The following is a 24,726-nucleotide window of genomic DNA, read 5'->3' on the forward strand; positions in this document are numbered from 1 at the left end:
CCCCGCGCCGCGGGGGCGGCCCCCCCGGGGGCCCCCCCCCCCGGGGGCCCCCGGGGCCCCCCCCCCCCCCCCCCGGCACCGCGGCCCGGCCCGGCCAGGGCGGTGCCGCTGCGCGGAGCCGTCCCCTACCCGCCCTTCCACCGTTCCCTGGGGCTCCGCCCCAGACCCCGCGCCTCAAACGCCGGCGAGGCTGGATGGTGACCCCGCGCCCGCCCCAAGCGGGGTCCGCACGGGCCCGTGCCGCAGGCGCCGGTCGGGCCGTTACGTCGGGGACGGCCCCGGTACGCCCATGACCTCGCGGGCCTGGAGGTTCGGGACCAGGCCCAGGCGCCACGCCTGCCAGCCCTCCGACGGGTCCGCGCCCCGGCCCAGGACCACCCCGTACGTCTCCAGGCAGTCCTCCAGCCGCCCGTCCCGCGCCGGATGCGGCGCCGCCGACAGGCGGGACAACTCCGCCCGCGCCTCCTCCGGCGCGGCCGGCACCGCGTACGGCAGCATCGTGCAGCGCAGGAACCGGGCCCAGTCCTCGCCGCGCCTGTCCCCGTACGAGATGAACAGCCGCACCGCCTCCTCGCACAGACCCAGCGCCTGCGAGACCCGCCCGTTGCCCGCGTCCACGACCGCCAGCTCCAGGCAGGTCCACGCCTCGCCGTGGGCCAGCCCGATCCGCCGGAAGTCCGCCCGCGCGTCCACCAGCAGCTGCCGCGCGAACCCGGAGTTGCGCAGGTTGCCCGTCTGCGCCGCCCGCTGGTCCCGCGTCACCCGCCCCGAGTGGTGCCGCGCGTGCGCCAGCCCGTACACGTCCCGCATCCGCGAGAACATCGTGCGCGCCCGCTCCAGCTCCCGTACCGCCTGATCCCGCTCGCCCGCCTCCTCCAGCGCCTGCCCGAGGTGGTACAGCGTCCACGCCTCCCCGCGCGCGTCCTCCGCCTCCCGGTGCCGCACCAGCGCGTCCCGCAGCCGTTCAAGCGCCGCCCCCGGATCCCCGTCCACCACCCGGGCCCGGCCCAGCTGGGTCAGCGCCCAGGCCTCACCGCGGTCGTCACGGGTACGCCCGTACAGGTCCAGCGCCAGCCGCAGCTCCGACTCCGCCCGCTCCACGTCACCGAACCGCAGGCGCACCTGCCCCAGCTGGAAGTGCGCCCACGCCTCGCCGTGCACGCTCTCGCTCTCCCGGTGCAGGGCCAGCGACCGCTCCAGCAGGGCCGTCGCCTCCGCCAGCCGACCCAGGTCGCGCTCCACGGCCGCCAGCGCGTGCAGACCCCACGCCCGGTCACCCGCCAGCTCCGCCGGCTCCTGCATCACCAGCGCCTCACGGATACGGGCCGCCGCCTCGGGGAGGTTGCCCTGGTGGTGCAGCGTGATGCCGAGCGAGACCAGCGCCATCGCCGCCCCCGCCTCCTGCCGGGCCTCCATGTACTGGTCGACGACCGAGGTCAGCGTCGTACGGGCCTTGTCCAGCTCGCCCAGCTGCCGGGCCGCGATACCGGTACGCCACTGCACCGACCGCACCAGCCGCCCCTGCCGGTCCCCGGACCTGCCCTCTTCCACGCCCCCGTCCCCGGCACGGCCCGCCGCCACGGCCTGCGTCAGCTCGTCGATCTCACCCAGCCGGTACAGGTCCCCGCGCAGCAGACAGAAGTCGCACAGCGCGCCCAGCAGATCCAGCACCGCCTGCTGGTCCACGCCCTCGGAGTGGCGCAGCGCCGCCGTGATGAAGCTCGACTCGTCGTCCAGCCACCGCAGCGCCGCGTCGAGCGAGGTGAAACCGTGCACGCCGAAGTGATTGGCGCGCGTCGACATCTTCCCGTCGACCATCCGGATCACCGAGTCCGCGAGCTGCGCGTACACGCGGATCAGCCGCTCGTGCGCCGCCACCGCCGGCTCCCGGTCCTCGTCCGCCGCCAGCCGCGCCGCCGCGTACGCCCGCACCGCGTCGTGCATCCGGAACCGCTGACCGCGCACCCGCTCGATCAGCCCCGCCTCCCACAGCTCCTCCAGCAACCGCAGCGCCGCCTGCTCCGGTACGTCGGCCAGCGCGGCCGCCGCGGCACCGCCGAGCGACGCCCGCCCGGCCAGCGGCAGCCGCCGCAGCAACTGCCGCGCCGGCTCGGCGAGCCGGGCATCGGCGGCCGCCAGCGCGGACTCCACGGGATGCGCGCTCCCGGCTCCGACATCGGCTCCGGGGAGCAGGCCCGCACGGGCCGACGGCCCCAGCATCCGCAGCGCCAGCGGCAGCCCGCCGCTCAGCCGCACGACCGCCGCCACGGCCTCCGGGGCGGGCTCGGCCGCCACCCCGCCCGGCGCCTCCTCCGGCGGTACCGCCCGCACCAGCTCCGCCGCGTCCTGCGGCCCCAGCCGCTCCACCGGCAGCTGGTGCACCCACGCCGGCAGGTCCGCGGGCAGCTCCAGCGGCTCCCGCGCCGTCACCAGCACCAGGCTCTCGGAACGCTCCGGCACCAGCACCCGTACCTGCTCCGCGTCCACCGCGTCATCGAGGACCACCGTCACCGCGAGCCCCTGGAGGTGCTGGTGGTACAGCTCGCCGAGGCGGCGTACCTGCTGCTCCGCCGAAGCCCCCTCGCGGAACAGCAGCTGCTCACGGGGGGCGCCCAGTCGGTTCAGCAGGTGCAGCAGCGCCTCCCGCGTCGACAGCGGCGCCTCCGCGCCGGTGCCCGGGCCCGAATCCGTGCCCGCCGCCCCACCGCCGCGCAGGTCCACCACGCACGCGCCCTTGAACTGGTCCCGCAGCTCGTGCGCCGCCCGCAACGCCAGGGCCGTACGACCCACCCCGGGCTCGCCGTGCAGCACCACGACCACCGGCCGGGTCTCCGTACTGGCCCGCGCCGCCTGCACCGACTGCGCGATCCGGGTCAACTCCGCCCGCCGGCCCGCGAACACTCCCGACGGATCCGGGAGCTGCCCGAACGACTGCTCCAGCGCACTGCGCCGCCGCGCCTCCGCGCTGCGGTCCGTACCGCGCAGCTGCGGCGCCGCCGGGCGGGGCACCCGGGCCGCCGCCGCGGACACCTTCCGCTGCGCCTCCAGGAACGGCCGGATCCCGCGCACCTCCAGGGCCGACAGCCACTGCAGCCGCAGTTGCTCCTGCCCGCCCGGCCGGCCCAGCTCACCGGCCCGCCGGTTCGCGGCCGGCAGGTGCAGGGCCGTCACCTTCGCCACCGTCGCCACGGCTCCGGCGATGCCCACGACCGCCCCGGTGGTCAGCGCCGTACCGGCCGCGACCCCGAGCGCGAGGTCCGTCCCGACGGCCGTGGCGGCGGCAACGGCCGTCACCAGCACCGCCGTCGACGTGTTCCCCCGCCGGAACGCCTCCCCGAGGGACTCGTCCCCGGCCGCCGCCTCGTCCAGGGCCCGTACGTACGCCTCGTACTCGGGCGCCGCACTCGCGGCGAGTGCGTCCAGCGCCTCCTTGCCGCGGGCCAGCAGAGCCGCCCGATCGACGGCCGGCGCACCCGCGCCCACCCGCCGTGCCTCCTCGTCGACGGCCCGCACCAACAGCCGCTCGGCCTCACCGCGATGGCTGTCCCGCATCGGCATCCCCCCAAGAGAGCTCCGGCAACGTGCCACAAGTGTCCGCCGGTACGGTCGATTGCGCGAGGGAACTTGAGCTAGATCAGAGGGAGTTGGCCAGTACGGGAACCCTCCCGTGACCACTCCGCGTTGATCCGACGGGCAGGAACGGGGGACCTGATGGCGGCACGCGGCACCAAGACGACGGCACTGACGGCACTGACGACGCTCCTCCTTCCCCTGACCGGATGCGGCGACCAACAGCCCCCCACCCCGGGGTTCGCGATCCGCTACGAGCAGCCGGCCCGCGCCGACGAGGCCGGGGCCCGCTTCCTCCGCGACCGGAACCTCGTCGAGCCCGTGCTCGCGGACCTCAACGCGTACCTCCGCCTCCCGCACCGGGTCACCGTCGTCGCCCGCTCCTGCGCGGGCGGCGGCACCGGCTACGACCCGGCCGAGCACCTCGTCGAATTCTGCTACGACGACCTCGCGGAGGACCGCGAACTCTTCGAGCACGCGGGATCCCCGAACCCGGACGAGGACCTGGCCGAACTCGTCCGCGAGACCGTCCACCACGAGGCGGGCCACGCCGTCGTAGACGCGCTGGACCTGGTGCTCGACGACCGGGCCGAGGAGGACGCCGCCGACCGATTCGCCCGGTTGATGCTCCTGCGCACCCCCGAGGGCGAGGCCACCCTCCTGACCGCCGCCCGCGCCTACGACCTCGCCGCCGCGGCCGACCCCGCCCCGGACCCCTCGGACGAACACGCCCCACCGGCCGTCCGAGCCGAATCCCACCGCTGCGCGGTCCAGGGCGCCGCCCCCTCCCGCCACCCGGACCTCACCGCCCCGTCCCGCACCCACTGCGCCACGACCTGGACCGCGAGCCGCGACGCCTGGACCCGCGACCTGACCACCCTGCTGCGCCACTGAGCCCCGGGCGCGGATGGCGGAACGTCCGCCGGTCGGACAGGTCGGAGGGGTTCCGCAGGGGAGGGTGCGGCAGGATGGCTCCATGTCGAACCGCCTCGCGAACGAGACCTCGCCGTACCTGCTCCAGCACGCGGACAACCCCGTCGACTGGTGGCCCTGGTCGCCGGAGGCCTTCGCGGAGGCGCGTGAGCGCGGTGTGCCCGTCCTGCTGAGCGTCGGGTACAGCTCGTGCCACTGGTGTCATGTGATGGCCGGCGAGTCCTTCGAGGACGAGTCGTCCGCCGCCTACATGAACGACCACTTCGTCAACGTCAAGGTGGACCGCGAAGAGCGCCCCGACATCGACGCCGTCTACATGGAGGCCGTCCAGGCCGCCACCGGGCAGGGTGGGTGGCCGATGACCGTGTTCCTCACCGCCGACGCCGAGCCGTTCTACTTCGGGACCTACTTCCCGCCCGAGCCCCGGCACGGGATGCCCTCCTTCATGCAGGTCCTCGAAGGGGTGCGCACCGCCTGGGAGGGGCGGCGGGAGGAAGTCGACGAGGTCGCGCAGAAGATCGTGCGGGACCTGGCAGGGCGGCAGTTGGACTACGGCAAGGCCGGCACGCCAAGGCCCGAGGAGCTCGGGCAGGCGTTGCTCGGGCTGACGCGGGAGTACGACGCCGCGCGCGGCGGTTTCGGCGGGGCGCCGAAGTTCCCGCCGTCCATGGTGCTGGAGTTCCTGCTGCGGCACCACGCGCGCACCGGGTCCGAGGGCGCGCTGCAGATGGCCGCGGACACGTGCGAGGCCATGGCGCGGGGCGGGATCTACGACCAGCTCGGCGGGGGGTTCGCGCGGTACTCCGTGGACCGGGAGTGGGTCGTCCCGCACTTCGAGAAGATGTTGTACGACAACGCGCTGCTGTGTCGGGTGTACGCGCATCTGTGGCGGGCCACCGGGTCGGACCTCGCGCGTCGTGTCGCGCTGGAGACGGCCGACTTCATGGTGCGGGAACTGAGGACGGAGCAGGGCGGGTTCGCCTCCGCGCTCGACGCCGACAGTGAGGACCCGGACAGCGGCGAGCACGTGGAAGGGGCCTACTACGCGTGGACCGCCGCCCAGTTGCGCGAGGTGCTGGGTGACGAGGACGGGGACCTGGCCGCCGCGTACTTCGGGGTGACCGAGGAGGGGACTTTCGAGCACGGGAAGTCGGTGCTGCAACTCCCGCAGGACGGGCCCGTGGTGGACGCCGAGCGGGTCGAGGGGATCAAGCGGCGGCTGCTCGCCGCGCGGGACCGGCGGCCCGCGCCCGGGCGGGACGACAAGGTCGTCGCGGCCTGGAACGGGCTGGCCGTCGCCGCCCTCGCCGAGTGCGGCGCGTACTTCGAGCGGCCCGACCTGGTCGAGCGGGCCACCGAGGCCGCCGATCTGCTCGTGCGCGTGCACATGGACGGGCGGGCCCGGCTGGCGCGGACCAGCAAGGACGGGCAGGTCGGGGTCAACGCGGGGGTGCTGGAGGACTACGGCGATGTCGCCGAAGGGTTCCTGGCGCTGGCCGCGGTCACCGGCGAGGGGGTGTGGCTGGAGTTCGCCGGTTTCCTCGTCGACCTGGTCCTGGACCGGTTCACCGCCGAGGACGGGTCGTTGTACGACACCGCTCACGACGCCGAGCAGCTGATCCGCCGCCCCCAGGACCCGACCGACACCGCCGCTCCGTCCGGGTGGACGGCCGCCGCCGGTGCGCTGCTGTCGTACGCCGCGCACACCGGTTCGGAGGCCCACCGTACGGCCGCGGAGCGGGCGTTGGGCGTGGTCCACGCGCTCGGGCCGCGGGCGCCGCGGTTCATCGGGCACGGGCTGTCGGTCGCCGAGGCGCTGCTCGACGGGCCGCGCGAGGTGGCGGTCGTCGGCCATCCGGAGGACCCGGACCGGGCCGCCCTGCACCGCGTGGCGTTGCTGGGGACGGCTCCCGGGGCGGTGGTGGCGGTCGGGCTGCCGCGGGCGGCGGACGGGAGCGGCGGCGAGTTCCCCCTGTTGGCCGAGCGCACACTTGTACGCGACCTCCCGACGGCGTATGTGTGCCGGCACTTCGTCTGCACGCGGCCTACGACCGATCCGGCCGAACTGGGGGAGCAGTTGGGCACGGTTCGTCCCTGAAGTAACGGGAGTAGCGTCAATTCCGGTTGGTTACCGAGGAGTTCGGTTACCCCTTTTTTATCCCGTCAGTACCTGAGTGTCATGTTCATCACTTAATCTCATTTCTTCGAGGGTTGCTGGGGTGTGGCTGGAATGGCCACTGTGACGGCGCGCTGAGGGGCGCGCGCGTGGAAGTAAGCGGAAGCCGGTGACGGCGGGCATGGGGGCCCGCCGCGAGCTTCCGGGGGGTTAGACGATCGCCGCTCGGGGTTGCGGCACGCCTGTGGGGGGACGCTTGTTCACCGCTGTGTTCATTACGGTCATTTCGCTTGCCCTTTTCGGGATCGCGGCGTTCACGCTCTGGTGGCAGATGCACGCGTGGCGCACGCCCGAGGTGCTCGCCTCGACCCGCTTCAACCGCCCGGAAGGGGGCGGCGGCCTGTCCTTCTCGCTGCTGTTGCCGGCCCGCCACGAGCAGGCGGTGCTGGAGCACACCATCGAGCGGCTGCTGGAGTCGAGCCACACCGACTACGAGATCATCGTGATCGTCGGTCACGACGACCCCGAGACCGCGGCGGTCGCCGAACGCGCCGCGGGCCGTGCGCCCGACCGGGTGCGGGTCGTCGTCGACCACCACGAGACCAAGAACAAGCCCAAGGCGCTCAACACCGCCCTGCCGCACTGCCGGGGCGACATCGTCGGAGTCTTCGACGCCGAGGACCAGGTCCACCCCGAGCTGCTCGCCCACGTCGACCACGCCTTCCGCTCCACCGAAGCGGACGTGGTCCAGGGCGGGGTCCAGCTCATCAACTTCCACTCCAGCTGGTACAGCCTGCGCAACTGCCTGGAGTACTTCTTCTGGTTCCGCTCCCGCCTCCACCTGCACGCCGAGAAGGGCTTCATCCCGCTCGGCGGCAACACCGTCTTCGTACGCACCGACGTGCTGCGCGAGGCCGACGGCTGGGACCAGAACTGCCTCGCCGAGGACTGCGACCTGGGCGTGCGGCTGTCGTCCGTCGGCAAGAAGGTGGTCGTCGCGTACGACTCCGACATGGTGACCCGCGAGGAGACGCCCGGCTCGCTGATGAGCCTGCTCAAGCAGCGCACCCGCTGGAACCAGGGCTTCCTCCAGGTCTACCGGAAGAAGGACTGGAAGCAGCTGCCGGGGCGCGGTCAACGCTGGCTGGCCCGCTACACGCTGATGACCCCCTTCATGCAGGCCGCGTCCGGGGTGATCATCCCGGTCAACTTCGCCGTCGCGGTCTTCCTCGACGTGCCGGTCGGTATCGCGTTCTTCACCTTCCTCCCGATGCTCGCGGCGATGGTGACCTTCGTCTTCGAGGTCGTCGGGCTGCACGACTTCGGGCGCCAGTACGGGCTGCGCGTGCGCTTCGTGCACTACGTGAAGCTCGTCGTCGGCGGGCCCTTCTACCAGGTGATGCTGGCCGGTGCGGCGATCCGCGCGGTCTGGCGCGAGCACCGCGGCCGCAACGAGTGGGAGCTGACGAGCCACACCGGCGCGCACCTGGACGCCGCCGCGACCTCCGTGAACACCGCCCCGGCCGCCGCGCCCGCCGTTCAGCGTGCCGCCGCCCCGGTCGCAGTCGGGGCCGGTTCGACCGCCGCCACCGCCGCCGGTGCCACCGTCACCGCCGGTGCCGCCACCGCCACCGCGATCCGAGAGGACGGCCGCCAGTGACCGCCACCCTGCCCACGGCCACCGAACCCCGGTCCCCGGCCGCCGCCGTCCCCGCCCAGAGGCGCGGCCCGGCCGGCGGCCTCGGGGTCCGGCCCGCGCCGCTCCGGCCGCTGGTGCGGTTCCGTTCCTCCCGCCCCGACCTGCTGCTGTGCGGGGTCCTGCTGCTGGTGATCGTCCTCGTACAGGGCTGGAACATCACCGACTTCCCGACCCTGAGCGACGACGAGGGCACCTACCTCGCCCAGGCCTGGGCCGTGCAGCAGGGGGACGGCCTCGCGCACTACACGTACTGGTACGACCATCCGCCGCTCGGCTGGATCCAGCTCGCGGGGCTGACGTACATCCCGTCCCTCTTCGCGCCCGACTCGATGACCGTCGCGACGATGCGGTTCGCGATGCTCGCGGTGTCGGCCGCCAGTTCCGTGCTCATGTACGTGCTGGCGCGCCGGCTGTGGCTGCCGCGCTGGGCGGCGGGGCTGGCGATGGGGCTGTTCGGGCTGTCGCCGCTCTCCGTGGTGCTCCAGCGCGAGATCTTCCTCGACAACATCGCCGTGATGTGGATGCTGCTGGCCTTCTGCCTGGCCGCGTCCCCGAGCCGGCACCTGTGGCACCACTTCGCCTCCGGGCTGGCCGCCGCCACCGCCGTCCTCACCAAGGAGACGATGCTGGTGGTGCTGCCGGCGCTGCTGGTGACGATGTGGCGCCACAGCCACCGCGACACCCGCAAGTTCGCCGTCACGGGGGCCATCACCGCCTGCGCGCTGATAGGCCTCTCGTATCCGCTGTACGCCCTCCTCAACAGCGAGTTGCTGCCCGGCGCCGGGCACGTCTCGCTCATCGACGGCATCACCTACCAGATGAGCCGCCCGGGCTCCGGCTTCATCCTCACCCCGGGTACCGGTTCGAACGGCGTGTTCCGGTCCTGGCTGTACTACGACGCGGTGCTGCCGCTCGGCGGGCTCGCCGGCGCCGTGCTGCTGATCGTCACGGTCCGCTGGTCCGTGACCGCGCGTGCCCTCGCCGGCCCCGCGCTGGCCTGCGTGATCCTGGCGCTCGTCGCGATGCGGGGCTCCGGCTACCTCCCGGCGATGTACGTGATCCAGGCGCTGCCGTTTCTTGCGCTCGTCCTCGCCGGAGGCGCGGCAAGCGTCACGCACGCCGTGCTGCGCCGCCGCCGGGATCCGGGGGAGCGGCGTGAACTGCTGTGGGCGCGCTGGGCGTTGACGGTGGTGCTCGCCGTGTCCGCCGCGGTGTACGTGCTGCCGCGCTGGTACGAGGGCAACCGCACCGCGCTCACCGTCGACGCGAACGCCCCGTACCGGCAGGCCGCGGCCTGGCTGGGCCGGGAGGTGCCCGACCCCGCGCACACCCGGGTGCTGCTCGACGACGCGCTGTGGCTGGACGCGGTGCACCACGGCTTCGAGCCGGGGACCGGGGCCATCTGGTTCTACAAGGCCGACCTCGACCCGGCCGTCACCAAGACGATGCCGCGGGGCTGGCGGGACATCGACTACGTGGTGTCCTCGCCGACGGTGCGCCGGGACGCCGTGGACCTGCCGAACGTGAAGGCGGCGCTGGAGCACTCGACGGTCGTGGCCGTCTTCGGCAAGGGCGAGGACCGCATCGAGATCCGCCGGACGGACGCCGCCGGCCGCGCCGCGGGAGCCACCTCCGCCGCCCCCCGGACCGGGAGCTGATCGAACATGACCGAGGACCTGAGGTCCCTCCCTGCCCCGATCGAAGCGGAGCTCGCCGCTCCGCAGACCCTGACGGACAGCGTCACCCTGATCATCCCGACCTTCAACGAGTCCGGGAACGTCGCGGAGTTGCTGCGCCGGCTCGGTGACGCCCTGCCCGAACACCTGCCCTGCGACGTGCTGTTCGTCGACGACTCCACGGACGACACCCCGGCCGTCATCGAGAAGGCGGCCGCCGACCACCCCTTCCGGGTGTCGGTCCTGCACCGCGAGGTGCCCGACGGCGGCCTCGGCGGCGCCGTCGTGGAGGGGATCCGGCGGGCGGACACCGACTGGGTCGTCGTCATGGACGCCGACCTCCAGCACCCGCCCCACCTGGTGCCCGAACTCGTCGGCGAGGGAGTGCGCACCGGCGCCGACCTCGTCGTGGCCTCCCGCTACATCAGCGGCGGCAGCCGGGCGGGGCTGGCCGGGAGCTACCGGATCGCCGTCTCGCGGGGCGCGACCTGGCTGACCAAGGGCCTGTTCCCGCGCGCCCTGCGCGGGATCAGCGACCCGATGAGCGGCTTCTTCGCGATGCGCCGCTCGGTGGTCACCGCGGACGCGCTGAAGCCGCTGGGCTACAAGATCCTGCTGGAGCTGGCGGTGCGCTGCCGCCCGGGCAAGGTCGCCGAGGTGCCGTTCGTCTTCCAGGACCGCTTCTCCGGCGAGTCCAAGTCCACGGCCCGCGAGGGCATGCGCTTCCTGGCACACCTTGCCTCGCTGCGCTCCGCCACACCGCTGGCGCGGATGATCGGCTTCGGTCTGATCGGGCTCTCGGGTTTCGTGCCGAACCTGGTCGCGCTGTGGCTGCTGACGCACGCCGGGATGCACTACCTCCCGGCGGAGATCCTCGCCAACCAGGCGGGCGTGCTGTGGAACTTCGTACTCATCGAGGTGCTGCTCTTCCGTGACCGCAGGCGGCACCGGCACTGGGCGGACCGGGTCGGGCGGTTCGCGCTGCTCGCCAACGCGGACCTGCTGCTGCGCATCCCCCTGATCGCGGTGTTCGTCGCGAAGCTGGGGATGGCGGTGCTGCCGGCCACCGCGCTCGCGCTGGTCACCACCTTCGTGCTGCGGTTCGCGGCGACGGAGGCCCTCGTCTACCTGCCGCGCAAGGCGCCCAAGGCGTAGCGCCGTCGCAGGAGCCCAGCCGAGCCGCACAGAGGGGAACTTTTTCATGCGTCTGAAGATCCGGCGGAGGGCGGGGCGGCGGGCCGCCCTGCTGACCGTCGGGGCGATGACCGCGGGCCTGCTGATGACAGCGTCGCAGCAGGCCACGGCCGGAGCGCCCAATCTGCTCTCCAATCCCGGTTTCGAGACGGCCGGTGCGCCCGGCTCCGACATGCCGTCCTGCTGGAACAAATCCGGCTGGGGCGACAACGACTTCACCTTCGCGACCGTCGCCGACGCGCACACCGGCACCAAGGCGATGAAGGTCACGCTCACCCGCCGGGTCTCCGGCGACCGCAAGGCCCTGGTCACCGAGAACGCCGCGTGCGCGCCGACGGTGACACCGGGCAAGCAGTACGACCTGTCCGCCTGGTACAAGTCGAACACCCCGGACGTGTCGGTGACGGTGTTCCGCCACGACACGACGGCGGGCTGGCAGTACTGGACCGACCTGCAGAACCCGCCGGTCAGCGCGGCGTGGGCGCGTACGGAGGTCCGTACGCCGGCGGTCCCGCCCAACACCGACAAGATCGCCTGGGGCATATCGGTCTACGGGGTGGGCACGCTCACCACCGACGACTACGCGCTGGAGGAGGTGGGCGCGGTCCCGCCGCAGCCGTCCTGCACGGGCACGGCGGAGGAGTGCGCCAAGGGCAAGTGGGAGGTGATGGCCACCAAGAACCCCGTGCGCTCGATGCACGCCGTCGTCCTGAAGAACGGCAAGGTGCTGCTGATCGCCGGGTCCGGCAACGACATCTCCCAGTTCAACGCCGGCACGTTCACCTCCGCCGTCTACGACCCGGTGAACGGGACGGTCAAGACGATCCCGACGCCGGTGGACATGTTCTGCTCGGGCCACGTGCAGCTGTCCGACGGCCGGGTCCTGGTGATGAGCGGGAACAAGGGGTACCCGTCGGCCGACGGCAAGATCGGCTACCAGGGGCTGAAGGACTCGTACACCTTCGACCCGACGACCGAGACGTACACGAAGACCAACGACATGAACGGCGGGCACTGGTACCCGTCGGCGACCATCCTCGGCAACGGTGACGTGATCTCCTTCGGCGGTCTGAAGGAGGACTCCACGGGCAACGTGACCGCGGAGAAGTTCTCGGCGGCGCAGAACAAGTGGCTGCCGATGAACGAGGTCAACCAGACCTGGTCGTACTGGGGCCTGTACCCGTCGATGATCCTCATGCAGGACGGGCGGCTCTTCTACTCGGGCAGCCACACCTTCGGCAACGGAACACCCGGTACCGGCTCTTCGATCTACGACTACGACGCCAACACCATCACCGACGTGCCGGGCCTGCGGAACAAGGACGAGCGCGACGAGTCGGCGAGCGTGCTGCTGCCGCCCGCGCAGGACCAGCGGGTCCTGACCATCGGCGGCGGCAACAACGAGCGCAACCCCGCCGCCAACCGCCTCACCGACATCATCGACCTGAAGGCGGCGAGCCCGACCTACACGGCCGGCCCCGACCTGCCGCAGGGCCAGGTCGACCAGGGTGCGGGCAAGCGGCCGCAGACCGGGGCCGAGGGCAAGATGTTCGTTTCCGCGGTACTGCTCCCGGACGGCAAGGTGCTGGAGACGGGCGGCGGGCTGCACGACCGGGCCGACCCGGTCTACGAGGCCTCGTTCTTCGACCCGACCACCAACACCTACCAGGCGGGCCTGGCCACCGACCCGATCCCGCGGACCTACCACTCGGGTTCGTTCCTGCTGCCGGACGGCCGGGTCATGTCGGTCGGCGACAACCCGGGCAACGGCACGTACAACCACAACGTGTCGATCTACACCCCGCCCTACCTGTTCAAGGGAGCGCGCCCGCAGATCACTTCGGTGATCGACAACCAGTGGGTGTACGGGGACACGCAGCGGATCACCGTGAACCGGGCGGTCGCGAAGGCGGAGCTGATCCGGCCGGCGGCGGTCACCCACTCCTCGGACCCCAACCAGAGGTTCGTGGACCTGCCGATGACGGTCGTCAACGGCACCACCATCGACCTCAACGTCACCAGCAACCCGAACCTGGCGCCGCCCGGCTGGTACATGCTGTTCGCGGTCGACGCGAACGGAGTCCCGTCCATCGCGCAGTGGGTGCACCTGGGCGGACCGCCCGCACTCGCGGCGGCGGCCGGCGCCGAGCAGCCGGCCGCGCACGAGCACACCTTCGCGAACGAGCTGGCGCCGGCGAAGGAGAACCCGGGCCGGCGGGACTCCGCCCCGGTGGCGCCGACGGTGGCGGGCTGCGACCGGCACTACGGCACGGTCAACGTGTGCGTGCCGACCCGCTTCCCGGCCGAGGTGAAGGAGACGACGAAGGCCCGCTGCGACTGGCTGGCCGCCCACCAGTACCCGAAGCGGATGAAGGTCAACGGCAGCGACCCGCTCCGCCTCGACCAGGACCGGGACGGCTACACCTGCTAGCCGCCCCCGAAGCGCGGAAATGACGGAGGCCCGGCCGCACACAGCGGCCGGGCCCCCGTGCATACAGGACCATCCGGACCAATCGGGCGGCGCGTGAAGGTGAGAATCCGGGGCGGTGCGTGACCTCCGCACTCCGGGGGCGCCACCTTCGTTCGACGTGGACACCACTCACATCCCCGACAGCGGGGAACACGGAGCACCGGGATCCGAGCGCTGCGCCTGCGGCATCCTGCCGCCGTACATGCTCGAAAGACTGACCGAATGGGACGACCCCAGGATCCGCGAGGCCGCCGAGAAGACCCTCGCGGCCAGCGACGAACTCCGGCAGAAGCGGCAGGACGCGCCCAGAGAGGTGGAGGGGGCGGTCCCGACGGGCCCGGCCGTCCTCCAGCGGACGGTCTTCGACACCCACAACACCAGGAACCTGCCCGGCGACCAGGTCAGGGCCGAAGGTGAGGACCCGGTGCTGGACGGCACGGTCAACCGGGCCTACAACATCCTCGGCCTCACCTTCACCTTCTTCAAGGAGGTCTACGGCCGCCGTTCGATCGACGACGCCAACCTGCCGCTGGACGCGACCGTCCACTTCCGCCGCAGGTTCAACAACGCCCTCTGGGACGGCGAAGCCATGATCTTCGGCGACGGGGACGGGCTGGTCTACAACGACTTCACCTTCGATCCCGCCGTCGTCGCCCACGAGATGACGCACGGGGTCACGCAGTTCACCGCCGACCTGGTCTACGAGGACCAGTCCGGCGCCCTCAACGAGTCGGTCTCCGACGTCTTCGGCAGCCTGGTCAAGCAGTTCGCCCGCGGCCAGTCCGCGGAGGACGCCGACTGGCTCATCGGTGCCGGCATCTTCACCCCCCTGGTGAAGGGGCAGGCCCTGCGTTCCATGAGGGCGCCGGGTACCGCCTTCACCGACGACCGCGTCTGGCCGGGCGGGGACCCGCAGCCGGACCACATGGACAAGTTCCAGGAGGTGGACTTCGACGAGGGCGGCGTCCACATCAACTCCGGTATCCCGAACCACGCCTTCTACCTGATCGCGAACCAGATCGGCGGCTTCGCCTGGGAGAAGGCGGGGCAGATCTGGTACGACACCCTCACCTCCGGCGAGCTGCCCAGGCGAGCCACCTTCCGGCAGTTCGCCCAGGCCACCGTCGAGGCCACGAAGAAGCGCTTCGGGCAGGGGCTGGAGCTGGAAGCGGTCCTCAAGGCGTGGGCCCACGTCGGCGTCAACGGCAACAACCATGGCTGAGCCGTGCACATCCGCGTGACCAGGAGCGGCGGCTTCGCCGGGTTCCCGCTCAAGGCCGAACTGGATACGACCGGTCGGCCCGACGCGGCCGAGCTGGAGCGCCTCGCGACCGCGGTCCTCACCCAGACGGGTCCGGGGCCCGTGGCGGTGGTACCCGACGGTTACCGGTACTCCGTCACGGTCGACGACCGCACGGTCGAATTCGCCGACCCGAAGATCACCGAGGAACAGGAGGAACTGGTCGAACGGGTCCTGCGGGACGGCGCCTAGACGGGTCACCCGCATTCCGGTGCGCCGACGGGGCGACCCACCGGAATGCGGGCCCCGGCCCGTCATGCGATAACGGCATCATGAGGCAGTCGCCCACGGCCACGGCCGCAGAGATCAAGATCAGCTTTGCCGGAGGGGAGGCGGAGGCGGCCTTCGACGCCCTGGAGCTCGACCGGGACGAGGGGCGCGCCCGCGTCATCCACTTCTGGGACAGACCGAAGAAGGCGGCCGGCGCCGGAGTCTCGCTGCCCCTGCTGGACCGGGGGCTCATCCTGCGCCTGCGGCGGGACGAGGAAGGTCCCGACTCCAAGCGGAAGGCGGACCTCACCGTCAAACTGCGCCCCTGCCCCCCGCTTCCGGGCGACTGGCAGGAGGAGCGGGAGGAGGAGGACTGGGAATTCCGGGCCGAGGAGGACAGGGCCGGACCTGCGTTCACGCCCGTCCTGTCGGCCTCGCTGGAGGCCGATCGGGAGTTCGCGGCGGCCCTCGAAGCGGAGGCGGGCGGGCTCGACGGCACGCTCGTCGATCCGCAGCTGGAACTACTGGAGGCCGCCGGGACGGCGGTGGACGACCTCGACGGCCTGACGGCGCTCGGCCCGGTGCACGCGGTCAAGTGGAAGCAGGACTGGGACGGCCTGCCCGGCTCCGTGGCGATCGAGGAGTGGACGACCGGCAACGGGCTGCGGTTCCTGGAGGTGTCGGTGCGCGCGGACCTCGGCGAGGCGGCCGGCGCGCAGGACCGGCTCGGCGAGGCCCTGGCGGAGCGCGGTCTCACCCTGCCGCAGACCGGTGAGACCAAGACCCGGGCGGTGCTGACCGCCCTCGCCCGCGACCTGCACACCTGACCGACGCGGACGAGGTCCGGTCGGCTCCGGTCCGGCGCCGGTCAGTGCGAGTAGGCGGCGAGCGAGATGCCGACGTAGTGCGCCACGAAGGCCGCGAGCGTCAGCGAGTGGAAGACCTCGTGGAAACCGAAGAAGCGGGGGGAGGGATTGGGGCGCTTCATTCCGTAGATGACCCCTCCCACGCTGTACAGCAGGCCGCCGACGATCACCAGCACGAGGACGGCGATGCCGCCGGTGCGCATGAAGTCGGGGAGGAAGAAGACGGCCGCCCAGCCCATCGCGATGTAGCAGGGGGTGTACAGCCAGCGCGGGGCGCCGACCCAGAAGACGCGGAAGGCGATGCCGGCCGCGGCCGCGATCCACACCGCCCACAGCAGGGTGCGTCCGGTGGACGGCGGGAGCAGCAGCACGGTCAGCGGCGTGTAGGTGCCCGCGATGATCAGGAAGATGTTGGCGTGGTCGAGCCGTCGCAGGATCGCCTCGCCGCGCGGGCCCCACGTGCCGCGGTGGTACACCGCGCTGACGCCGAAGAGCAGGCAGGCCGTGAGGATGTAGACGCCGCACGCGACCCGCGCTTTCGCCGAGTCGGTGAAGGCCATCAACACCAGGCCCGCGATGACCACGGCGGGGAACATTCCGGTGTGCAGCCAGCCGCGCATCAGCGGCTTGGCGTCCGGCTCTGCCGGTGCGGCGGCGGCATCAGAAGTCATGACCACATGCTACCTACGGGTCCGTAGCTTTCCCTTGGTCCTCTTTACGGAAGATTGACGGACGTGGCGATGCTCACGTGAGAGGCCCTCTGGACATATGCGCACATCCACCGGATGATCAGATGAGTGCGGTCGACACCGGATGAGCGGAGCGCGAAGCGTCCGGGTCGCAGCCCCCACGGGGCCTACACCAAACAAACCCCTCAACAAGGAGCAATCGTGGCGCGCGACAACGCGGCTCCCACCACTTCCGTCCCGACGACCCACGCAGGACTGATCTCCTGGGTGGACGAGATCGCTGCCCTGACCCAGCCCGACCGCATCGTCTGGTGCGACGGCTCCGAGGCCGAGTACGAGCGCCTGTGCGAGGAGCTCGTCGCGAAGGGCACGTTCAAGAAGCTCGACGAGACCAAGCGCCCGAACTCGTACTACGCCGCCTCCGACCCCTCCGACGTCGCGCGCGTCGAGGACCGGACCTTCATCTGCTCCGAGAAGGAGGAGGACGCGGGCCCGACCAACCACTGGAAGGCCCCGGCGGAGATGAAGGACCTCTTCTCGGGAGAGAAGGGGATCTTCCGCGGCTCCATGAAGGGCCGCACGATGTACGTCGTCCCCTTCTGCATGGGCCCCCTCGGCTCCGAGCTGTCCGCGATCGGCGTCGAGATCACCGACTCCGCCTACGTCGCGGTCGCCATGCGCACCATGACCCGCATGGGCAAGCCCGTCCTCGACGAGCTCGGCACCGACGGCTTCTTCGTGAAGGCCGTGCACACCCTCGGCGCCCCCCTGGAAGAGGGCCAGGCGGACGTCGCGTGGCCGTGCAACACCACCAAGTACATCTCGCACTTCCCCGAGACCCGCGAGATCTGGTCCTTCGGATCCGGCTACGGCGGCAACGCCCTGCTCGGCAAGAAGTGCTACGCCCTGCGCATCGCGTCCGTCATGGCCCGCGACGAGGGCTGGCTCGCCGAGCACATGCTGATCCTCAAGCTCACCCCGCCGGCCGGCGAGGGCGAGACGAAGTACGTCGCGGCCGCGTTCCCGTCCGCCTGTGGCAAGACCAACCTCGCCATGCTGGAGCCGACCATCCCCGGCTGGACGGTCGAGACCATCGGTGACGACATCGCCTGGATGCGCTTCGGCGAGGACGGTCGCCTCTACGCGATCAACCCCGAGGCCGGCTTCTTCGGCGTCGCCCCCGGCACCGGCGAGCACACCAACGCCAACGCCATGAAGACGATGTACGCCAACACCGTCTTCACCAACGTCGCGCTCACCGACGACGGCGACGTGTGGTGGGAGGGCATGACCGAAGAGGCGCCCAAGCACCTCATCGACTGGAAGGGCAACGACTGGACTCCGGACTCGGAGACCCCGGCCGCCCACCCCAACGCCCGCTTCGCCGTCCCGGCCTCGCAGTGCCCGACGATCGCCCCCGAGTGGGAGGACCCCAAGGGCGTCCCGATCTCCGCGATCCTCTTCGGCGGCCGCCGCGCCTCCGCCGTGCCGCTGGTCACCGAGTCCTTCGACTGGAACCACGGCGTCTTCATCGGCTCGAACATCGCCTCCGAGAAGACCGCCGCCGCCGAGGGCAAGGTCGGCGAGCTGCGCCGCGACCCCTTCGCCATGCTGCCGTTCTGCGGCTACAACATGGGCGACTACATGGCCCACTGGGTCAAGGTCGCGGCCGACAAGGACCAGTCCAAGCTCCCGAAGATCTACTACGTGAACTGGTTCCGCAAGAACGACGCGGGCAAGTTCGTGTGGCCCGGCTTCGGCGAGAACAGCCGAGTCCTGAAGTGGATCGTCGGCCGCCTCGACGGCACCGCCGAGGGCACCGAGACCCCCATCGGCATCCTGCCGACCAGGGACTCCCTCGACCTCGACGGCCTGGACCTCCCCGCCGAGGACCTGGACTTCCTCCTCACCGTCGACAAGGAGGTCTGGCGCGAGGAGGCCGCCCTGGTCCCCGAGCACCTGAACACCTACGGCGACCACACGCCGAAGGAGCTGTGGGACCAGTACCACGCGCTCGTCGAGCGCCTGGGCTGAGAGCCCGAGCCCGGTAGCACCGGGACGAAGAACGTGGGAGCCCCCGACCAAGCGGCGCCCACCGCTGTGGGAGCCCCCGACCAAGCGGCACCCACCGCAGCACCCGGCCTCCTTCAGGAGCGTTGTCCGCGCTCCTCCAGATAGGCCGTGTGCGACTGCTGACGGCCGGCTTCCGCCTCGCGGAGGTCGGCCGTCAGTCGTTCCGCCTCCGCGTGCAGCAGGTCCAGCTGCCGCTCCAGCTGCCGCTCGGGCGACTCGCCGCCCGGAGTCAGCCGCGCCCACCAGCGCGTCCGGTTGTAGGTGTCCACGCACTCCGGCACGTCCCGGCGCACCGCGCGCGACACCGCGTACACCGACTCCGGATCGGCGACGAGGACCTCCGCCACCCACCCCGGATCGAGCAGGGCCTCGTAGAAGCCCAACAGCTCGGCCAGCCGGTCCCCGGCCGCCTGCGGCAGTTCCACCCCTGCCAGGTAGGTGCGCAGCAGCCCGAAGTCCTCGCGCAGTACGTCGAGTTCCGCGTTCGGATCGAAGGGCGGCGGTGCCGTCCGCTCGGGCGGGGCGATCAGCGCGCCCGCCCCGTACAGCCCGGCCACCACCACCGGCCACCACGCGCCGGCCGCCCCGGTCAGGGCGAGACCCACCCCGGCCACGCCGCAGGCGGAGCCCGCCAGGTTCTTCTTCGACTCCAGGAACCGGAGCACCTTGCCGCTACTGGTAGCCACGGATCTCCTCGAACGCTCCGTTCAGCGAACCGTTGCCCCCCGTGGCGTCGAAGAGCCGCCCGCCGGTCAGCTCGGTGATGTGGGTGAGCTCCTTGCGGTCCGAGTCCCCGAAGAGCACCGCGAAGACCGGCGTGCCCTTCCGCTCCTCCGGCAGCCCCGCGTAGAAGGAGTCGAAGTGCTTGGCACCCACCCCCTCCGTGTTCGCCCCGTCCGTCATCAGCACGATCGAGGTGAAGGCGTCCTGACCGCCCTTGCCGATGTGCTCGTACGCCGCCTCCAGACTGCTGTAGATCGCCGTACCCCCCTCCGGCCTCAGGCCGTTGATGTCGGCGCGGATCGCGTCCAGCGCGGTCTGCTGCCGACCCGGCTCCACCACGTACGGATGCGTCGACTTCACCTTCGAACCGAAGGCCAGCAGCGTGACCTCCTCGCGGTCCCGGAACCGGTGCCCGGTCTCCGAAGTCCCCGTGCCCGTCAGGTCGGTGAGCGCCGCCTTCAGCCGCCCGATCCGGTCCTCCTCGGACATCGAACCCGAGGTGTCGAGCACGTACACCGTCCGCGAGGGCCGGCGCAGCTCGTTCTCGTACGAGGCGAGCAGCCCGTCCGCGACCTGTCGCGAGCCGGGGAACGGCAGCTCGCGCCGCTTGTCCGCGCCCAGCCCGGCCGCCGGGGACACCCCGGAGACGACCGGCCGCCGGAAGGTCTGCGCGGTGATCGCCTGCTGCGCCTCGGGTCCGCGCAGCCAGTCGGTCAGCACCCGCCCCGACTCGCGGGCCCCGGCCGGGGCCGAGGTCAGCAGGGTCAGCGGGTAGTGCGCGGTGACCACACCGTCCGCCGGCCGGATCACCTGGAGGTTCGTCTTCGAGTCCCGGTTCATGGAGAGCAGCACGGACTCGTAGTTGACCAGGGCGTCGACGTCCGAGCGCTTGGCGTAGGCGGAGGCCAGCCACCCCGAGGAGCCCGAGGTCAGCTTCTGCCCGGAGAAGAACTCCTTCAGCTTCGGCTGCGCCGCCTTCACGTCCGCGTCGGTCAGCGCGGCCTGCGCGCCGGAGAGACCCGAGGCCACCGAGATCAGCGCGGAGAAACCGGAGTTGGAACGCACCGGATCCGTCATCCCGTACGTCAGCTTCCCGGCGGCGACGGCCTCGTGGACCTTGGACCAGGTGACGTCGGCGGGCTGCCAGCCGAGCCGCGCCAGCGCCTCCGGCTTGACGCCGAGGGCGACGGGCGAGGACATCACCTGGGTCTCGTTGGCGAGCTTCCCGGCGGCCTCGGGACGCAGCCGCAGGTAGTCGTTGGAGGACAGCCAGATCGCGTCGTACTTCCCGTCGGCCTTCCCGGAGACGACCTGCTCCACGGCGTCGAGCGTCCCCGACCAGGTCAGCTCCACGCCGACCCCGGTGGCCTTCTTGGCCTGCTCCAGCACGGGCTTCATGTCGGCGATCTCACTGGAGGCCAACACCCGCAGCGTGCCGTCCTTGTAGACGGACGGCTTGGGCCCCTCGGGCTTGCCGGAGCTGCACCCGGCGGCGGCCACCATCCCGACGACCGCAAGCGCCGCGACCAACGCCCGCCGCCGCAGTGTTTTCAGCCTCGCCGGCGTTTGAGGCGCGGGGGTCTGGGGGCGGAGCCCCCGGTTTCGGGAAGGGGCGGGGTGGGGGAAAGCCCCGCGCAGCGGCAGCCCCTCGGGCTCGGCTCGGCTCACTGCGACGCACCCCCCTCAAGCGCAGAGGCAGTCCGCGTCCGAGCCAGGTAGTCCGATGCGGTCCGCAACTCGTCCGTCAGCGACTCCACCGTCGCCGCCATGCTCTCCGTCGCCTGCACCTTGAACGTGTCGATCGCGTCCAGCGTCTTGTAGATCTGCGCGAAGGCCACCCGCAGGGTCTCCGCCCCCACCGCGGGATCCGCCGCGATCCGCTGGATCTCGCCGCTCTGCGAGGACAGCATCTCCGCGTTCCCCCGGATCAGCTCCTCCGTCGTCCCCCGCAACGCGTTGACCTGCTCGATCACCTTCTTCTGGTTGTCGAGGGCCGAGGCCAGCATCACCGCGATCCGCAGCGCCGACACCGTCGTCGTCGCGGCCCGGTCGACGCCCTTGATCAGTTCCTCGTTGTTGCGCCGGACGACGTCCATCGCCAGGTAGCCCTGCGCGCACACCGCGAGCTGCGTCAGCAGGTCCTGGTGCTTCTGCCGGACGGGGAACAGCACGTCCGACCGCATCGCGTCGGCCTGCGCCGGATCCGCCTGCTCGGTGTCCGCGATCCGTTGCCCGACGGCCGTGTCCAGGGCCTCGGTGAGCACCGCGTACTCCTGGAGCTTGCCCATGGTCTCCCACAGCCGGGCCCGCTCGGTGTGCAGCGCCGCGTTGTCGCGGCGCAGCTCGTCCTGGCCGCCGCGCAGGGCGCCGACGATCCGGTTCAGGGTCGCCTGGGAGGAGGCGTACTTCGCCACGTGATCGCGGAACCGGTTGCCGCCGGGCAGTTTCGAGAACAGCTTGCCGAGCCCCTTCGCGGGAGCGTCCCGCGGATCGAGGTCCTCGACGGTGCGCCGCAGCTCGACGAGGGACCCGGCGACCCGGGCCTGGGCGTCGCCGCCGCCGTCCGAGCCGAGCGAACGCACGGCCCGCTCCAGCATCCGGTTGGACTGCTGGGCGGCGCTGCGGATGTCGGCCGTTCCGAGCCCGGCGATCTCGCCGATCCGCGTCACGAACTCGGGGGAGCGGGTGTCGATCCCGGCGAGCCGGCCGACGTACTCGTCGGCGCGGCGGGCCATCTCCTCGCGCACGCCGTCCTGGAGCGGCACCAGGCCGGAGGCCTGCTCGCGGCGGACGGGGGCGACGGGCTCGGGAGCGCTGAGGACGAAGGTGCCGTCTGCGTCGCCGGCGGTTGGCGTGATTGGCATCGTGTCGTTCCCCCTAGCCCTTGGCGCGCTCTGCGAGCGCCATCAGGATCTTGACGGTGGGCGTGCCGACCTGGCGGATGCCGGTCAGGCCCGAGTTGAGGTGGTCGGCGTACGGGGCGGTGGCGGCGGAGAACTGGGCCGCGCCCTCCTGCGGGCGGAACCCGCGCTGCATGACGAGGTCCCGCAGCCTGGGGTCGGTGGTGAGGAGGGCGCCGAGATCGCGGGCCTTCTCGTTGAGCGGGACGAAGGTGTGCGCCGAGTTGACGGTGGTGTCCGGGTAGAGCACGACCATCTCGCCCGGGTCCTGGTGCTGGAGCAGCATCGAGGCCACCTGGGACTCGTACGCCAGGATCAGGGGTTCGCCGCTGCCGCTGACGAAGGCCCGGAACGGGCCGTCTGTGCTGGGCTCCAGGGCGCCCTGTACGGAGATCAGCTTGCGCATCAGCGGCGCGGTCCGCTCGATCCCGGCGTCGTCGGCCACGACGGTGTTGCCGTTGGCGACGTTGGAGGCGAGGGCGAGGAAGAGGGCGCCCGAGTTGGAGGTGGCCGGGTCGGTCGTCTTGACGAACACCCGCCCGACCAGCTCCGGGTGGGCTGCGGCGCCGGGCAGCTGTTGCCAGTTGCGGTCCTCGTCGGCCGCCTTGAGGAAGGGGCCCATGAGGAGGGTCCCGGTGTTCTTGCCGGACATCTTCACGAGGCCGCCGTCGGTGAGGACCTTGGCGGCGCTGGGGCGGGCGATGACGACGAGCGGGGAGAAGAAGGGCTTGGCCTCCTGGGCTCCCTGGATCCCTGCGGCGGCCTCGACCTCCTTGGCGGGCTCACTGCTGCTGGGGAAGGCGAAGTCGAACTCCTTGAGGGCGAGCTTGTCCATCGCCCAGGAGCCTGAGGACTCCGCCTTCACGGTGTAGCCCTTGTCGGCAAGGGCTTTGACGACGTCCGGGTCGCGGAAGAAGTCGGACTTCTCCGAGCCGATGACGCCACGCACGGTCTTCGTTGCCGTGGATTCCGGGCCCTGCCCCTTGAGGAGGACGACGGCTGCGACGCCGCCGATCAGGAGGAGGCCCAGGATGATTCCCAGGATGCGTCTCACGGGTGCAGCGTGCTCGCGGAAACCCACATTCCGCGTCGAGTTGGGTGAACGTCGGGTGACGGGGCGGTCCCACTTCGAAATGCTGTGTGGGCCCGCTGGTGCTGGTGGGCGGGCCGGTCGCCGAGGAGGATCGGGGGCATGGGCGTGAGCACGAGCGCGTTGAAGTGGCAGGGCTGGCTGGTGGGTCTGGTGACACTGGCGGGCCTGCTGGTGTTCGCCCCGCTGGGGCTGTACGTGTGGGCCAGCGCCGGCGGCGGCCGGCAGGAGGCCGCGCCCCGGCCGGCGGTGGAATACGTACGGGTCACGGGCTGCCGCGTCGACCCGGCGGGCCGGCGGATCACGGCGACGGTGGAGGCGACGGGCCGCGCGGAGGGGGCGGGCGCGTACGTGGTCACGGTGGAGTTCCGCGACCGGGCCGCCGCGGAGCCGGGGGGCCGTGCGGCGCAGTCCCTGGTGAAGATCCCGGGGGTCGCCCCGGGCGCGACGGAGTACGCGGAGGTCCCGGGCCCGGTCTGGCCGCCGTCCACGACCCCGTGGTGCGGTGTCGCCGCAGCCGATTTCACCGCGGCGAAGCAGGCGAAGTAACCGGGAGGCGAAAACCCAGCCCCTCCGGCGTTTGAGGAGCGGGGTCCGGGGCGGAGCCCCGGGGTGCCGCGCAGCGGCATCTGCAGCCGCGCCGGCGTTTGAGGCGCGGGGGTTGGGGGCGGAGCCCCCGACAGCGGTGCCGCAGCGGTACGCCGAGCCCCCGCAGGGGCGTGGCGCCCGGTCCGGAGCCTCCGCGGCCCCGGACCGGGGCCGTCAGAGGGCGCCGGCCAGGTCCTGGGACTCCAGCGCGGCGGCGTGCGCGTCCATCCGCTCGGCGGCGAGGATCGCGACGGTGGTGTCGGCGCGGGACGCGGCGACGAGGAGCGCGCGGGCCGCGAGGTCGTGCGCGCGCTGGTGCAGAGCCGGAGAGCCCTCCTCGGCGCCCCGCGGGGCCCGCGTCGGCTCGGCGCCGCGCAGCCGCGTCACCTGGGCGGCGATCTCCGCGGCGCTCTCGGCGAGCCCGAGCTCGTCGGTCACGGCGAGCAGCGCCGCCAGGTGCCCGGCGAGCTGGATGTCCAGCGCCTCGGCGCGGCTGCGCTGCGGGTAGTCCGTGGTGGTTTCGGCGGCGGCGCCCATGCGGTGGACGACCGACGACTTCGTGCGGATCGGCTCGTACATGAGGTGGCCTCCTGCGTTGTCAGGAGACCATCCTACATTGGATTCGTTCT

Annotated in this window: 18 protein-coding genes; 11 read left to right on the top strand and 7 right to left on the bottom strand. The window is 72.0% G+C overall.

Features of this window, described 5'->3' with window-relative positions:
- Window positions 1-261: 261 nt before the first annotated feature.
- Window positions 262-3,552 carry a tetratricopeptide repeat protein gene (locus ACFYYJ_RS30800; RefSeq protein ID WP_389137327.1) on the bottom strand — a complete coding sequence of 1,097 codons (3,291 nt, stop codon included), beginning with the start codon at window positions 3,550-3,552 and terminating at the stop codon, window positions 262-264.
- A gap of 159 nt (window positions 3,553-3,711) precedes the next feature.
- Here ACFYYJ_RS30800 and ACFYYJ_RS30805 point away from each other — a divergent pair, with 159 nt between their 5' ends.
- The 9 genes from ACFYYJ_RS30805 to ACFYYJ_RS30845 all read left to right on the top strand — a co-directional run bounded on the left by ACFYYJ_RS30805 (window position 3,712) and on the right by ACFYYJ_RS30845 (window position 15,995).
- Window positions 3,712-4,464, top strand: coding sequence for a DUF4344 domain-containing metallopeptidase (locus tag ACFYYJ_RS30805; RefSeq protein WP_389137328.1), 753 nt, complete (start codon window positions 3,712-3,714; stop codon window positions 4,462-4,464).
- A gap of 82 nt (window positions 4,465-4,546) precedes the next feature.
- Complete coding sequence (locus tag ACFYYJ_RS30810) at window positions 4,547-6,601, top strand: thioredoxin domain-containing protein (RefSeq protein ID WP_389137330.1); 2,055 nt, start codon at window positions 4,547-4,549, stop codon at window positions 6,599-6,601.
- A gap of 274 nt (window positions 6,602-6,875) precedes the next feature.
- Window positions 6,876-8,279: a glycosyltransferase gene (locus ACFYYJ_RS30815; protein WP_389137332.1), complete on the top strand. Its 1,404-nt coding sequence runs from the start codon at window positions 6,876-6,878 to the stop codon at window positions 8,277-8,279.
- Window positions 8,276-9,976, top strand: coding sequence for an ArnT family glycosyltransferase (locus tag ACFYYJ_RS30820; RefSeq protein ID WP_389137334.1), 1,701 nt, complete (start codon window positions 8,276-8,278; stop codon window positions 9,974-9,976). Before ACFYYJ_RS30815 ends, ACFYYJ_RS30820 begins: the two co-directional genes overlap by 4 nt.
- Before the next feature lie 6 nt (window positions 9,977-9,982).
- The gene (locus tag ACFYYJ_RS30825) at window positions 9,983-11,149 is read left to right on the top strand and encodes a glycosyltransferase (RefSeq protein ID WP_389137336.1); all 1,167 of its coding nucleotides are present in this window, start codon (window positions 9,983-9,985) and stop codon (window positions 11,147-11,149) included.
- Between the two features lie 46 nt (window positions 11,150-11,195).
- Window positions 11,196-13,619, top strand: a complete 2,424-nt coding sequence (locus ACFYYJ_RS30830; RefSeq protein WP_385127430.1) for a galactose oxidase-like domain-containing protein — start codon at window positions 11,196-11,198, stop codon at window positions 13,617-13,619.
- Window positions 13,620-13,860: 241 nt separating this feature from the next.
- Window positions 13,861-14,880: a M4 family metallopeptidase gene (locus ACFYYJ_RS30835; RefSeq protein WP_385364030.1), complete on the top strand. Its 1,020-nt coding sequence runs from the start codon at window positions 13,861-13,863 to the stop codon at window positions 14,878-14,880.
- A gap of 3 nt (window positions 14,881-14,883) precedes the next feature.
- Window positions 14,884-15,150 (top strand): protealysin inhibitor emfourin, encoded by a 267-nt coding sequence (locus ACFYYJ_RS30840; protein WP_385127429.1) that lies wholly within the window; start codon window positions 14,884-14,886, stop codon window positions 15,148-15,150.
- Window positions 15,151-15,230: 80 nt separating this feature from the next.
- Window positions 15,231-15,995 (top strand): hypothetical protein, encoded by a 765-nt coding sequence (locus ACFYYJ_RS30845; RefSeq protein WP_385364023.1) that lies wholly within the window; start codon window positions 15,231-15,233, stop codon window positions 15,993-15,995.
- Between the two features lie 41 nt (window positions 15,996-16,036).
- Here ACFYYJ_RS30845 and ACFYYJ_RS30850 read toward each other — a convergent pair whose 3' ends face one another.
- Window positions 16,037-16,705: a hemolysin III family protein gene (locus ACFYYJ_RS30850; RefSeq protein WP_385127426.1), complete on the bottom strand. Its 669-nt coding sequence runs from the start codon at window positions 16,703-16,705 to the stop codon at window positions 16,037-16,039.
- A 219-nt stretch (window positions 16,706-16,924) separates the two neighbouring features.
- On the opposite strand from ACFYYJ_RS30850, the gene ACFYYJ_RS30855 reads away from it, so the two are divergent.
- A complete protein-coding gene (locus tag ACFYYJ_RS30855) occupies window positions 16,925-18,757 on the top strand; it encodes a phosphoenolpyruvate carboxykinase (GTP) (RefSeq protein WP_389137340.1) in 1,833 nt (610 codons plus the stop codon).
- 113 nt (window positions 18,758-18,870) lie between these two features.
- Here ACFYYJ_RS30855 and ACFYYJ_RS30860 read toward each other — a convergent pair whose 3' ends face one another.
- The 4 genes from ACFYYJ_RS30860 to ACFYYJ_RS30875 all read right to left on the bottom strand — a co-directional run bounded on the left by ACFYYJ_RS30860 (window position 18,871) and on the right by ACFYYJ_RS30875 (window position 23,473).
- Window positions 18,871-19,482 (bottom strand): hypothetical protein, encoded by a 612-nt coding sequence (locus ACFYYJ_RS30860; protein ID WP_385127424.1) that lies wholly within the window; start codon window positions 19,480-19,482, stop codon window positions 18,871-18,873.
- The gene (locus ACFYYJ_RS30865) at window positions 19,469-21,022 is read right to left on the bottom strand and encodes a substrate-binding domain-containing protein (protein ID WP_389137520.1); all 1,554 of its coding nucleotides are present in this window, start codon (window positions 21,020-21,022) and stop codon (window positions 19,469-19,471) included. The genes ACFYYJ_RS30860 and ACFYYJ_RS30865 overlap by 14 nt, the downstream gene beginning before the upstream one ends.
- A 161-nt stretch (window positions 21,023-21,183) precedes the next feature.
- Window positions 21,184-22,383 (bottom strand): toxic anion resistance protein, encoded by a 1,200-nt coding sequence (locus tag ACFYYJ_RS30870; protein WP_385364021.1) that lies wholly within the window; start codon window positions 22,381-22,383, stop codon window positions 21,184-21,186.
- A gap of 13 nt (window positions 22,384-22,396) precedes the next feature.
- Window positions 22,397-23,473 (bottom strand): substrate-binding domain-containing protein, encoded by a 1,077-nt coding sequence (locus tag ACFYYJ_RS30875; protein ID WP_385364020.1) that lies wholly within the window; start codon window positions 23,471-23,473, stop codon window positions 22,397-22,399.
- 138 nt (window positions 23,474-23,611) lie between these two features.
- On the opposite strand from ACFYYJ_RS30875, the gene ACFYYJ_RS30880 reads away from it, so the two are divergent.
- Window positions 23,612-24,058 carry a hypothetical protein gene (locus ACFYYJ_RS30880; RefSeq protein WP_385127419.1) on the top strand — a complete coding sequence of 149 codons (447 nt, stop codon included), beginning with the start codon at window positions 23,612-23,614 and terminating at the stop codon, window positions 24,056-24,058.
- 213 nt (window positions 24,059-24,271) lie between these two features.
- Here ACFYYJ_RS30880 and ACFYYJ_RS30885 read toward each other — a convergent pair whose 3' ends face one another.
- Complete coding sequence (locus ACFYYJ_RS30885) at window positions 24,272-24,676, bottom strand: hypothetical protein (protein ID WP_389137344.1); 405 nt, start codon at window positions 24,674-24,676, stop codon at window positions 24,272-24,274.
- Window positions 24,677-24,726 lie beyond the last annotated feature (50 nt).

It is taken from the genome of Streptomyces sp. NPDC002467, from assembly GCF_042889825.1.
In the GTDB taxonomy this organism is placed as follows: domain Bacteria; phylum Actinomycetota; class Actinomycetes; order Streptomycetales; family Streptomycetaceae; genus Streptomyces.

Excerpts from the sequence above, each read along its gene's own strand:
- ACFYYJ_RS30830 (WP_385127430.1), top strand. The coding sequence starts at position 11,196 with ATGCGTCTGAAGATCCGGCGGAGGGCGGGGCGGCGGGCCGCCCTGCTG.
- ACFYYJ_RS30835 (WP_385364030.1), top strand. The coding sequence starts at position 13,861 with ATGCTCGAAAGACTGACCGAATGGGACGACCCCAGGATCCGCGAGGCC.
- ACFYYJ_RS30805 (WP_389137328.1), top strand. The coding sequence starts at position 3,712 with ATGGCGGCACGCGGCACCAAGACGACGGCACTGACGGCACTGACGACG.
- ACFYYJ_RS30845 (WP_385364023.1), top strand. The coding sequence starts at position 15,231 with ATGAGGCAGTCGCCCACGGCCACGGCCGCAGAGATCAAGATCAGCTTT.
- ACFYYJ_RS30850 (WP_385127426.1), bottom strand. The coding sequence starts at position 16,705 with ATGACTTCTGATGCCGCCGCCGCACCGGCAGAGCCGGACGCCAAGCCG.
- ACFYYJ_RS30810 (WP_389137330.1), top strand. The coding sequence starts at position 4,547 with ATGTCGAACCGCCTCGCGAACGAGACCTCGCCGTACCTGCTCCAGCAC.
- ACFYYJ_RS30800 (WP_389137327.1), bottom strand. The coding sequence starts at position 3,552 with ATGCGGGACAGCCATCGCGGTGAGGCCGAGCGGCTGTTGGTGCGGGCC.
- ACFYYJ_RS30885 (WP_389137344.1), bottom strand. The coding sequence starts at position 24,676 with ATGTACGAGCCGATCCGCACGAAGTCGTCGGTCGTCCACCGCATGGGC.
- ACFYYJ_RS30870 (WP_385364021.1), bottom strand. The coding sequence starts at position 22,383 with ATGCCAATCACGCCAACCGCCGGCGACGCAGACGGCACCTTCGTCCTC.
- ACFYYJ_RS30825 (WP_389137336.1), top strand. The coding sequence starts at position 9,983 with ATGACCGAGGACCTGAGGTCCCTCCCTGCCCCGATCGAAGCGGAGCTC.
- ACFYYJ_RS30880 (WP_385127419.1), top strand. The coding sequence starts at position 23,612 with ATGGGCGTGAGCACGAGCGCGTTGAAGTGGCAGGGCTGGCTGGTGGGT.
- ACFYYJ_RS30865 (WP_389137520.1), bottom strand. The coding sequence starts at position 21,022 with ATGGTGGCCGCCGCCGGGTGCAGCTCCGGCAAGCCCGAGGGGCCCAAG.